The organism is Methylomonas sp. MED-D (assembly GCF_050276835.1).
In the GTDB taxonomy this organism is placed as follows: Bacteria; Pseudomonadota; Gammaproteobacteria; order Methylococcales; family Methylomonadaceae; genus Methylomonas; species Methylomonas koyamae_A.
This window is the reverse complement of record NZ_CP189965.1, coordinates 2,917,542-2,929,103: the sequence shown is the minus strand read 5'-3', so window position 1 is coordinate 2,929,103 and position 11,562 is coordinate 2,917,542. Positions and strand designations below refer to the sequence as shown.

Below are 11,562 nucleotides of genomic sequence, written 5' to 3'. Positions count from 1 at the left end.
CGCGACGATGAAGGAGGGGCGGCGGTTGAAAAAATAGTCTTCGCCCGGCCCGAACCGAATGCCCGCGATCAATCGGGTCGGGTTCATCTTTGGCCTACTACCATAGCGAGCGCGAAGCGGCCAAGCGCGGCCGGCCGAATGCCCAAACCTTGTTCGATGATTTGCGGACCCGTTTTCCCGGCGGTTCCAGCGCCGAGCCGGCGACGGCCAGTTGAGGTCGGTCAGGCTGAAGCCGGGCAAAACCGGGTATCGCCGGCTCGGCGCCGGGTATCGTTGGTTCGACGTCGGACAAAAAGACTCGACGCCGAGTATCGCCGGGGTAAAAACTGACGGAACGCTGGTAGGCGATCGCGGCATCGGACCAACCGGCCGTTTCGCGGTCGGCCGGTTTGGCGCCGTCATACCGGGCTTCTGTTTAAATCCGGTCCTATCGATCACCGGTATTCCGTTCGGGTTGAGTTTGGCTAAGCCCAGGCCGGCGTGCCTTAGACGGGGCTAGGGCGGGGGCTTAAATTCCTCCGTCCGATGTTCCGGACCGGATGGGCACCGCGCGCCGGGCGCGGGCGGATTTTTTAACGGTCGGCCGTGGCCCGGCGAATTTTAATGTTGGGAGAGTTTGACGATGAGCGATACTTTGCTAAAGGATTTGATGTGGTTTAAGCGCCGGCCGGCGGCTTGGGCGCTGGCGTTCGGTTTGGGGATGGCGGCCGCGCAAGTCGACGCGGCGGCGGTCGATCGGGCCGCGCCGGCTTGCCCGTTACAGGGCATGGCGGACGGCAAGGCTTTGCACTTGCAACAGTTCAAGAATCAAGTCGTGTATGTCGATTTTTGGGCGTCCTGGTGCGGGCCGTGCATGCAATCGTTTCCGTTTATGAACGAGTTGCAGCGCCAACACGGCGCTCAGGGCTTGCAAGTGGTCGCGGTCAATCTGGACGAGGACGCCGCCGATGCCCAGGCGTTTTTGACCAAGGCCCGCCCCGGTTTCGCGGTGGCCGCCGATCCGAGCCGGCAGTGCGCCAAGGACTTTGCGGTGGAGGCCATGCCGTCGTCGTTTTTGATCGACCGCCAGGGCAAGCTGCGCTACATCCATAAGGGTTTCCGGTCCGGCGAGGTGGACGAATTGCAAGGCGTCCTCAAGCAATTGCTGGCCGAGCCGGCCAGCTTGTAGGCGAGGGTTGGGGTAAACGATTGTCGGGTTACACTAGGCTTTTATGCCCTAGGGAAAACCCGACCGGCCGTCGACCATCGCCATTCGTTTCGCATTAACCCGCCATGAAACCGAAAAAACCCAGCAAACGCAGTCCGTTAACGTTTTACCGCCGCGAATTCCAAGCCATGGGGACGCCGTGCGAAGTCCAATTGTTCGCCAGCAGCGCGGCGGCGGCCGGCGCGGCGGCGGATGCGGCGATCGCGGATGTGCGGCGTCTGGAGGCACGCTATTCCCGTTACCGGGACGATAGTTTTTTATCGGAGATCAACCGGACCGCGGCGCTTGGCGGTTCGATCGCGGTGGACGACGAAACCGCCAGCTTGCTGGATTATGCGCTGACCTGTTACGAGCAAAGCGAGGGCTTGTTCGACGTGACCTCCGGGATTTTGCGTCGGGCCTGGAAATTCGATGCCGGCCGTTTGCCAGAGCCGGCCATGCTGGCGGCGTTGCTGGAGAAAGTGGGCTGGCACCGGCTGTGCTGGCGCCGGCCGGAATTGACGTTTTCGGTCGCCGGCATGGAAATCGATTTCGGCGGCGTCGTCAAGGAATACGCCGCCGATTGCGCGGCGACGATCTGCCGCAACCACGGGGTTCAGCGCGGGGTCGTGAATTTGGGCGGCGATATTCGGGTGATCGGTCCGCGCGGTGACGGCAGTCCCTGGCGGGTGGGTATTCGCGATCCGCGCCGACAGGGCGGCTTGCTGGATACCTTGAGCTTGTACGAGGGCGCGGTGGCCAGTAGCGGCGATTACGAGCGTTGCATGGTCATCGACCAGGTGCGGTACGGGCATATTTTGAACCCGAAGACCGGCTGGCCGGTACGGCATTTGGCGGCGGTGACGGTGGTCGGCGATTTTTGCGTGGTGGCCGGTAGCGCTTCGACGATCGCGATGCTGAAGGAAGGCGACGGCGTCGAGTGGTTGGAGCAACTGAATCTGCCGCATTTATGGGTTGATGTGGCCGGTCGAGGCGGAGGGTCGTTGTTCGGTCCGGCCGAGCCGGCGGCGCAGGGCGCGGGTTCGCCGCGCTGAGCGCTGATTTTACGCTCAAGCTTTCGCCGGCTCGGCCGATAACCCGGTGGTCCGTCCAGTCGGGCGGACAGTGTTCAATCCATGGGAGATCGACATGTCATCCATATCGGGAGTGGGCTCCACGCCGTACGTTCCTCTCGTCAATCAAGCGAAGCCGCCCGTAGAGAATCGGCAGCCCGCGCCGCAACCGGTGCAACCGGTCGCGAAAGATGCCGATGGGGATAACGACGGTAGTAAAGGTAGAAACATCGATACTTACGCTTAGATTCGGGTATCGATAGGAGCAGTAGCGATCGGGCCGGTAATTACCGGCCCGATTGATGTCGGCGGATGGTTAAGCTCGGGCGCAGACCCAGACGTCCACCCGGCCGACGCCGGCTCGCTTCAATGCCGTTGCCAGCGCGGCGACCGTGGCGCCGGTGGTCATCACGTCATCGACGATGGCGACGTGGCGGTAAGGTAACGGCCGCGTGGCGCGGAAGGCGTTGCGCAGATTCTTGCGGCGCTGCTTAGCCGGCAACGCGATTTGATGGCCGGTATCCCGCACTCTTTGGCAGCTCCGCGAATCCAGCGGAATCTTCAATTCCTTCGATAAATGCCGTGCGATTTCCATGGCCTGGTTGAAGCCGCGTTCGCGGTAGCGTCCGCGATGCAGCGGCACCGGGATCAGGCATTCCGGCCGTTCGGCCTGGGTTCCGGCGTGGGCCGCCAGCAAGCCGGCCAGCAGGCGGGCATTCTTGTAGTCGCGCTGGAATTTCAGGCGGCTCACCAAAAATCGTAAATGACTGCGGTACAAAAACGGCGCGTAGGTCTCGTCGAAGGCCGGCGTTTTGCTCAGGCAGCGCCCGCACAGCACCGGTTGAGGATGGCGGGTTTCGAGCGGTTCGCCGCAGCGGTAGCAGCAGGAAACGTTACGGGGCATGTCGTCCAGGCAGCCGGCGCACAAGTCCAGGCCGGCATGGCCGGGCGCGCCGCATAATACGCAGCGCGGCGGTAACAGTAAATTCTGTATAATGTTTAGCCAATGGTTTACCATTTTTCTTTAAATAGGTTGATAAGCGGTCCCGGTCACCGCTTGCGCCGCCGCCGAGCATGGGAGAGTAGCAGAATGTCCGCCAGCCAGAAACCTTCGAACCACGTCGCCAACCTTCGTCACGATTGGCAATTGGCCGAGGTCGAGACCTTGTTCGCATTGCCGTTCAACGATTTGATTTTTCAGGCCCAGACCGCGCATCGGGCGTTCTTCGATCCCAACGAAATCCAGGTCAGCAGCCTGTTGAGCATCAAGACCGGCGCCTGCTCGGAAGATTGCGGCTATTGCCCGCAAAGCGCCCGCTACGATTCCGATCTGACGCCGGAGGCGCTGATGCCGGTCGAAACGGTGTTGCAAGCCGCGCAACAGGCCCAAGCCCAGGGCGCTTCGCGGTTTTGCATGGGCGCCGCCTGGCGCAGCCCGAAGGATAGAGACATCGAGCGGGTCGTCGAGATGGTCAAGGGCGTCAAGGCGCTGGGCATGGAAACCTGCGTGACCTTGGGCATGCTGACCGACCGGCAAACCCAAGCCTTGAAGGACGGCGGTCTGGATTATTACAACCACAATCTCGATACCTCCGAGGACTATTACTCGGAAATCATCACCACCCGGACCTATCAGGACCGGTTGGATACGCTGGAACGGGTGCGCGAAGCCGGCATCAATGTCTGCTGCGGCGGCATCGTCGGCATGGGCGAGTCGGAGGTCGATCGAGCCAAATTGTTGCTGCAACTGGCGAATCTGCCCAAGCATCCGGAGAGCGTGCCGATCAATATGCTGGTGCAAGTCGAAGGGACGCCGCTGCACGGCACCGCTACGCTGGACCCGCTGGTGTTCGTGCGCACCGTGGCGGTGGCCAGGATCATGATGCCGGAATCGCGGGTTCGCTTGTCGGCCGGCCGGACCGCGATGAGCGACGAGATGCAGGCCTTGTGCTTTCTGGCCGGGGCCAACTCGATTTTCTACGGCGATAAACTGCTGACCACCGACAATCCGATGACCAGCCACGACCGGCAATTGTTTCAGCGCTTGGGCGTGCGGATGGGCGGCTCCAGTTACGCTTGATGGCCGGTTTTTACGATTTTAGCGGCGAGCTGGGCCGGCTGGAGCAACAAGGTTTGTACCGGCGCCGCCGGGTCGTGGACGGCCCGCAAGGCGTGCTGCTGAACGTGGACGGGCGGCGGATGGTCAATTTTTGCAGCAACGACTATCTGGGCCTGGCCGCCGACCCGCGCCTGGTCGATGCCTTTCAGCGCGGCGCGGAACGCTACGGCGTCGGCAGCGGCTCCGCGCATTTAATTTGCGGGCATAGTGCCGCGCATCACGCGTTGGAGGACGCATTGGCCGAGTTCACCAGCCGGCGGCGGGCGTTGCTGTTTTCGACCGGTTACATGGCTAACGTCGGGACGATTTCGGCTTTGCTGGGGCGCGGCGATACGGTGCTGGAAGATCGGCTGAATCACGCATCGCTGCTGGACGGCGGTTTGCTGGCCGGTGCCCGGTTTCGCCGCTACCATCACGCCGACCCCGCCGATCTGGCCGCGAAACTGGCGACCGGATCGGGCAAGGTCTTGGTGGTCAGCGACGGGGTGTTCAGCATGGACGGCGATTTGGCGCCGCTGCCGGCATTGGCGGCATTGGTCGGCCGCCACGATGCCGGCTTGTTGATCGACGATGCCCACGGCTTCGGCGTGCTTGGCGCGCGCGGCGGCGGCATCGTCGAGCATTTCGGCTTGAGCGCCGAACAGGTGCCGATCTTGATCGGTACCTTGGGCAAGGCCTTCGGCACCTTCGGGGCTTTTGTCGCCGGTTCCGACGATTTGATCGAGCTACTAATTCAAAAAGCCCGCAGTTATGTGTTCACGACGGCGATGCCGCCGGCGGTCGCCGAGGCCACGCGTACCGCGTTGCGCATCGTGCGCGACGAAACCTGGCGGCGCGAGCGCTTGCGCGAGCTGATCGCGCGTTTCCGGCAAGGCGCCGAGCAATTGGGTTTGCCGCTGATGGCTTCCGAAACCGCGATCCAACCGTTGCCGACCGGCGATAGCGAGCGCGCGGTCGCACTGAGTAAAGCGTTGGCCGAGCGGGGCTTCTGGGTCGGCGCGATTCGGCCGCCGACGGTGCCGGCCGGCACCGCCCGTTTGCGGGTGACCTTGACGGCTCTGCACGACGACGCGCAAATCGATGCTTTGCTGGAGGCTTTGAGCGAGCTGGGCGCATGACGCTTATTCATCTGGACAAGCGCGGCGGCGGGCCGCCGCTACTGATATTGCACGGCTGGGCCATGCACGGCGGCGTGTTACGCGGATTCGCCGAGCGCTTGGCTGACCATTATCAAACCATCGTCGCGGATTTGCCCGGACACGGCCGTAGCGGCGCGCTGACGCCGTTCGAGCTCGCGGCGGTCGGCGATGCCTTGGTCGCGGCGCTACCGGTTCGCCGATTCGCGTTGCTGGGTTGGTCCTTGGGCGGCGCCTTCGCGCTGGACATCGCCGCGCGCTATCCGGAACGGGTCGAGCAGTTGACCTTGTTGGCCTGCAATCCTAAATTCGTTGGCGACGGCGCTTGGCCGGGCATGCGTCCGGCGGTGCTGGACGGTTTTGCCGAGCTGTTGCTGGCCGATGCCAAAACCACGCTGCAACGCTTTCTGGCCCTGCAAGTGCAAGGCTTGCCCGAGCAACGGCTGTTGTTGGCGCAGTTGCGACAAGCGGTGGCGGATGCGCCGCCGCCGGCCGAAGCGGCGTTGCGCGGCGGGCTGGACATCTTGAAAACCGCCGATTTGCGCGAACAATGGCGGCATTTGCGCTGTCCGGCCTCGGCCATTTTCGGCGGCAGGGACATGCTGGTACCGGTCGCCGCCGCTAAGGCGCTGGCCGATTTAAGGCCGGAGGCCGGCGTGTATTGTCTCGATGCGGCCGGCCACTTGCCGTTTCTGAGCCATCCCGAGCAGGTGATGGCGTTGTTGTGGGCGCGCGAATGAATGCCGCGATAGCCAAACGCGATATTCGCCGTTCGTTCGGCGCGGCGGCGGCCGGTTACGATAGCGTGGCGGCCTTGCAGCGTCGGGTTGGGGCCGAATTGCTGGCCCGCTTCGACGTGTCGCCGGCGGCCGGCGCTATCGCCGATCTGGGTTGCGGCACCGGGTTTTTGACCGGTTTGTTGCTGGGCCGGGCCGCCGATCGGCCGGTGTATGCGCTGGACATCGCGCTGCCGATGCTGCAAGCGGCCAGGGTCAAATGGCCGGCCGGCGTGCGGTATGTGTGCGCGGACGCCGAGCGTTTGCCGCTGGCCGATGCCGGTCTCGGTCAAATCTATTCCAATCTGGCTTTGCAGTGGTGCGCGGATTTGCCGGCGCTGTTCGGCGATTGCCGGCGGGTGCTGGCGCCGGGCGGGCAATTGGCGTTCGCGACCTTCGGGCCGGGTACCCTGGTGGAGTTGAAGGCGGCTTGGGCTGAGGTCGACGATTACCGGCACGTGAATGCGTTCGTGTCCGGGGCCGAGATACGCGACCAGTTGGCGGTCGCCGGTTGGCACGATGGCGACATCGTCTCGCGGACGTATTCGACCGAATATGCGGCGGTCGCCGATCTGATGCGGGAATTGAAGGGTATCGGCGCGCACAACCTCAACGCCGATCGCCGGCACGGGCCGACCACGCGCCGGCAATTGCGGGACATGGTCGCCGCTTACCAGGCTTTAATGCCCGACGCGCGGATCCTTGCCAGTTGGGAGATTCTGTTTGTCAGGGCGTTTCGATGAAAGCCGGCGTGTTTATCACCGGTACCGATACCGACGTCGGCAAAACCTGGGCGACGCTGGCCTGGATGCGCCGCTTGCGCGCGGAAGGCTACACGGTGGCCGGCATGAAGCCGGTAGCGGCGGGCTGCGAGCGGCGCGACGGCCGTTTCTATAACCGCGACGCCTTGCTGATCCAGGCGGCGTGTTCTTCGCCGGCGGACTATGCGGCCATCAATCCCTATGCGTTCGAGGCGGCGATGTCGCCGCATCTGGCTCGCGGCGATATCTCGGTCGATCCGGAGCGTATCGCCGCGCTGGCCGCCGCATTGCATGCGACCGCCGACTGGTTGGTGGTCGAAGGCGCCGGCGGGTGGTATTCGCCGCTGGACGCCGCGTTGGACAACGCTGGTTTGGCGCGTCGTTTGGGATTGCCGGTTGTGGTCGTGGTCGGCATGCGCTTGGGATGCATCAATCACGCGCGCTTGACGGTCGTGGCGGTCGAGCGGACCGGGCTGCGCTGCGCCGGTTGGCTCGCGGTCCGCTTGAGCGAGGCGATGCCGGGTTTCGAAGGCAATCTGGCCTATTTGCAAACCCATTTGTCGGCCCCGCTATTGGGGGTTTTACCTTACCGGCTCGAGCCGGATTTCACTGAGATGGGGCAACATCTATGCCCACCAAACTGGCAAATGTTTGATTTGCGTCAAAATTTTTAAAGCGGGGATGACGACAATGGCGGCCACCATCCGAGGGCGCGGCGACTGGCCGGGCCTCTCGGCGCAAGGAGACGATGGTGGCGCCGGTTCGAAGGGCCGGTGGCCTGAACTTAAAAAGTCCGTATGGACTGATTGCCGCTGGCGGAATCCGGGACGAATTCGCGCGGCGCATCCTAAATAAAAAAACAACCTGGAGGCGTTTTATGGCTTTAATTACTTGGACCGCGGATCAGTATGGCACCGGCGTGGGCTTTGCCGATTCGGAGCATCAGACTTTGTTCGGTTTGTTGAACAAACTGTACGACGAGGCAACCGGCGGCGCGGCGCGCGCGACGATCGGCGCTTCCTTGGATGCTTTGATCGCTTATGTGGTCGATCATTTTGCTCATGAAGAACGGGAAATGCTGGCCAAGGGTTTTGGCGGTTACGATCGCCATAAAGCCGAGCACGAAGCCATGGTCGGTATTTGCGCGGATTTGCAAAAGAAATTTCACGCGGGTCAAGCCGAAGTGACCGAGGAAGTCGGGCAATTGGTCAAAGGCTGGTTGGATAGCCATATTCCTACCTTCGATATGTCGTACTCCGATACGCTGAAATAAGTCCCAAGCCGACAGGCTAAAGCGGTCACAAAGGCTTGCGAGCAGCAATGTTCGCAAGCCTTTTTTACGCGTAAATTGCCGAAACGGGAAAACCTCTTCTGGTTTGCTGCTCTGCGATGGGGTAAAATTGCTCAGTTTATTTAAGATAATTATCTGTAAAGGGAACCGCGGGCCTCGCCGGTTGGGCTCGCAATGTTACAGAAGATATAACGCATACAAGTTTATAACTACTAGTGGGGAGGCTGCTCCGTGAAGAAAACAAAGCAACTGCTCGCGTGTCTGGTTTTGATGGCCTGGGGCCTGGAGGCGGCACACGCGGACTACACACTCAATCTTGTGCAAGGTGTGACACAACTCAGTCATGAGCTGTACGATTTGCACATGCTGATCCTTTGGATATGCGTATTCATCGGTGTCGCGGTGTTCGGTACGATGTTTTACTCGATTTTCCATCATCGAAAATCAAAAGGGCACGAAGCTTCGCAGTTTCATGAAAATACGACGGTCGAGATCATCTGGACCATTATTCCCACGCTGATTCTGATCGGTATGGCGATTCCGGCTACCAAGGCCGTGGTCGATCTGGACGGAACCCAGGAATCCGAGATGAGCATCAAGGTGACCGGGAAACAGTGGTATTGGGACTACGAATACCTGGATTCCGGCGTTCACTTCGAAAGCCATTTGGACGAAGCCAGCGAAAAAACCCACAGGGTCAGCACGATGGACCCGCGTGCGGTACCCAACTACCTGCTGAACGTCGATAAACCGTTGGTGATTCCGGTCGGTAAGAAAATCCGCTTCCTGTTCACCGCCGCCGACGTGATTCACTCCTGGTGGGTGCCCGATCTGGGCTGGAAAAAAGACGCCAATCCCGGTTTCGTCAACGAAGCCTGGACCCAAGTCGACAAGCCCGGCGTCTATCGCGGCCAATGCACCGAGCTGTGCGGGCGCGACCACGGCTTCATGCCTATCGTCGTCATCGCGATGGAACAGGAGCAGTACGACGCCTGGGTGAAATCCACGCTGGAAAAACAAAAACAAGCGCCGGATTTGAGCAAGCTGACCCGGTCTTCACTGCTGATCAAGGGCGAATCGGTTTACTTGAAAAACTGCGTGGCTTGCCATCAAATCGACGGCAAGGGCATCAGCGGTTGGTATCCGGCGCTGAGCGCCAGCGCGAAAGTGACCGGCAATGTCGATCAACTGATCGGTTTCGTGCAAGCCGGTACCAGCAAAATGCCGGCGTTCAAGAAATTGCCTGCCGACGAATTGGCCGAATTGGTGACCTATCTGCGGAATTCTCCGAATCTGGGCAACAATGTCGGCGATGAGTTCCAACCTTGTCAGGCCTTGACGCTCGACGATTTCGACGATTTGTATCCGGATATCGACGATGCGGCTCAACAATGTAAAGAGAACGGCGAAGTCAAACCCAAGGTTGTCGCCGAGAACAAAGTCGGCTCTTGATCGGAACCGGTTTTATAGGGTTGAACTCACTATCTATTATTTCTTGAGGTATTACGTATGACTGCTGTCGTAGCTGAACATGATGATCATCACGATCACCACGATCACGGCCCGGATAAGGGTATTCTGCGCTGGATAATTACCACCAACCATAAAGACATCGGCACGATGTATCTGGTGTTCTCGCTGGCGATGTTTTTCGTCGGCGGTAGCATGGCTTTGATTATCCGCTCGGAATTGTTCGAGCCGGGATTGCAATTCGTCGATCCCAACTTCTTCAACTCGATGACCACGATGCATGCGCTGGTGATGGTCTTCGGGGCGGTGATGCCGGCTTTCGTCGGTCTGGCCAACTGGATGATTCCGATGATGATCGGCGCGCCGGATATGGCGCTGCCGCGGATGAACAACATGAGCTTCTGGATGTTGGTGGCCGGCGTGTTGCTGATCGCCAGTACCCTGTTCATGGAGGGCGGCGCGCCTTCGGCTGGTTGGACGCTGTATCCGCCACTGGTATTGCAAACCGGAAAAGCCTTGCCGTTCGCGATCTTCGCGGTTCACTTGCTGGGTGTGTCGTCGATCATGGGTGCGATCAACGTGATCGCGACCATTTTCAACATGCGCGCCCCGGCAATGACTTTGATGAAAATGCCGCTGTTCGTCTGGACCTGGCTGATCACCGCATTCCTGTTGATCGCGATTATGCCGGTTTTCGCCGGTGCGGTGACGATGCTGTTGACCGACCGTTTCTTCGGCACCAGCTTCTTCGACGCGGCCGGCGGCGGCGACCCGGTGTTGTATCAACATATCTTTTGGTTTTTCGGTCATCCCGAAGTGTATGTGATGATTCTGCCGACCTTCGGCGTGGCTTCGACCATCATTCCGGTGTTCGCTCGCAAACCGTTGTTCGGTTACGCTTCGATGGTCTATGCGACCGGCGCGATTGCATTCCTGTCGTTCATCGTTTGGTGCCATCACATGTTCACGGTCGGTCTGCCGATTGCCGGCGAGCTGTACTTTATGTATGCGACGATGCTGATTGCGATTCCGACCGGCGTGAAAGTGTTCAACTGGACAGCGACGATGTGGAAAGGCTCGATGACCTTCGAAACGCCGATGTTGTTCGCGATCGCGTTCGTGGTGTTGTTTACGATGGGCGGTTTCACCGGCTTGATGATGTCGGTCGCGCCGGTCGATTTTCAATATCACGATACTTATTTCATCGTGGCGCATTTTCATTACACCTTGGTACCCGCTTCGGTTTTCATTCTGATGGCCGCCGGTTATTTTTGGCTGCCTAAATGGACCGGGCATATGTACAACGAGAAAATCGGCAAACTGCATTTCTGGTTGTCGGCGATTTCAGTCAACATCCTGTTTTTCCCGCAGCATTTCCTGGGTCTGGCCGGCATGCCGCGCCGTATTCCGGACTATGCGATTCAATTCGCGGATTGGAACATGGTGTCCAGTATCGGCGCTTTCATCTACGGCTTCAGTCAATTGCTGTTCGTTTACATCGTCATCGATACGATTCGCGGCGGTACCGGCGAGAAAGTCACCGACGAAGTGTGGGAAGACGCCAGCAAGCACAGCTTGGAGTGGACCGTAGCGTCTCCCGCGCCTTATCACACGTTTGCCACCCCGCCGGAAAAAATTCCGACAGAGCATTTTTAATCGCTAGGCGGGCGGCTTGGACGGCGGCCCTCCTGTCGGCACGATCCGACAGGAGGGCGCGAGGATAGAGATGAATATCAAGACTAAAAATATT

12 protein-coding genes are annotated in these 11,562 nt (G+C 60.3%); 11 read left to right on the top strand and 1 reads right to left on the bottom strand.

What is annotated here, in order from left to right:
* Positions 1–89 precede the first annotated feature (89 nt).
* From ACQE3E_RS12975 to ACQE3E_RS12965, 3 genes are all read left to right on the top strand, one after another.
* On the top strand, positions 90–215 hold the full coding sequence (locus ACQE3E_RS12975) for a hypothetical protein (protein ID WP_313730155.1): 126 nt from the start codon (positions 90–92) through the stop codon (positions 213–215).
* 407 nt (positions 216–622) lie between these two features.
* On the top strand, positions 623–1,168 hold the full coding sequence (locus ACQE3E_RS12970) for a TlpA family protein disulfide reductase (protein ID WP_313730156.1): 546 nt from the start codon (positions 623–625) through the stop codon (positions 1,166–1,168).
* 104 nt (positions 1,169–1,272) lie between these two features.
* Positions 1,273–2,241, top strand: coding sequence for an FAD:protein FMN transferase (locus ACQE3E_RS12965; RefSeq protein WP_427500616.1), 969 nt, complete (start codon positions 1,273–1,275; stop codon positions 2,239–2,241).
* Positions 2,242–2,575: 334 nt separating this feature from the next.
* On the opposite strand, the gene ACQE3E_RS12960 is transcribed toward ACQE3E_RS12965, so the two are convergent.
* On the bottom strand, positions 2,576–3,277 hold the full coding sequence (locus ACQE3E_RS12960; RefSeq protein WP_427500615.1) for a ComF family protein: 702 nt from the start codon (positions 3,275–3,277) through the stop codon (positions 2,576–2,578).
* A 72-nt stretch (positions 3,278–3,349) separates the two neighbouring features.
* On the opposite strand from ACQE3E_RS12960, the gene bioB reads away from it, so the two are divergent.
* From bioB to ctaD, 8 genes are all read left to right on the top strand, one after another.
* Positions 3,350–4,339 (top strand): biotin synthase BioB, encoded by a 990-nt coding sequence (bioB, locus tag ACQE3E_RS12955; RefSeq protein WP_313730159.1) that lies wholly within the window; start codon positions 3,350–3,352, stop codon positions 4,337–4,339.
* On the top strand, positions 4,339–5,496 hold the full coding sequence (gene bioF / locus ACQE3E_RS12950) for an 8-amino-7-oxononanoate synthase (RefSeq protein ID WP_281020500.1): 1,158 nt from the start codon (positions 4,339–4,341) through the stop codon (positions 5,494–5,496). The genes bioB and bioF overlap by 1 nt, the downstream gene beginning before the upstream one ends.
* Positions 5,493–6,254: a pimeloyl-ACP methyl ester esterase BioH gene (gene bioH / locus ACQE3E_RS12945; protein ID WP_427500614.1), complete on the top strand. Its 762-nt coding sequence runs from the start codon at positions 5,493–5,495 to the stop codon at positions 6,252–6,254. The genes bioF and bioH overlap by 4 nt, the downstream gene beginning before the upstream one ends.
* Positions 6,251–7,033 carry a malonyl-ACP O-methyltransferase BioC gene (bioC, locus tag ACQE3E_RS12940; protein WP_313730161.1) on the top strand — a complete coding sequence of 261 codons (783 nt, stop codon included), beginning with the start codon at positions 6,251–6,253 and terminating at the stop codon, positions 7,031–7,033. The genes bioH and bioC overlap by 4 nt, the downstream gene beginning before the upstream one ends.
* Positions 7,030–7,725 (top strand): dethiobiotin synthase, encoded by a 696-nt coding sequence (gene bioD / locus ACQE3E_RS12935; RefSeq protein ID WP_427500613.1) that lies wholly within the window; start codon positions 7,030–7,032, stop codon positions 7,723–7,725. Before bioC ends, bioD begins: the two co-directional genes overlap by 4 nt.
* Before the next feature lie 203 nt (positions 7,726–7,928).
* The gene (locus ACQE3E_RS12930) at positions 7,929–8,324 is read left to right on the top strand and encodes a bacteriohemerythrin (RefSeq protein ID WP_064030438.1); all 396 of its coding nucleotides are present in this window, start codon (positions 7,929–7,931) and stop codon (positions 8,322–8,324) included.
* A gap of 249 nt (positions 8,325–8,573) precedes the next feature.
* Complete coding sequence (gene coxB / locus ACQE3E_RS12925) at positions 8,574–9,794, top strand: cytochrome c oxidase subunit II (RefSeq protein ID WP_083385972.1); 1,221 nt, start codon at positions 8,574–8,576, stop codon at positions 9,792–9,794.
* Positions 9,795–9,851: 57 nt separating this feature from the next.
* Complete coding sequence (gene ctaD, locus ACQE3E_RS12920; protein ID WP_064030440.1) at positions 9,852–11,468, top strand: cytochrome c oxidase subunit I; 1,617 nt, start codon at positions 9,852–9,854, stop codon at positions 11,466–11,468.
* The last annotated feature ends 94 nt before the right edge of the window (positions 11,469–11,562 follow it).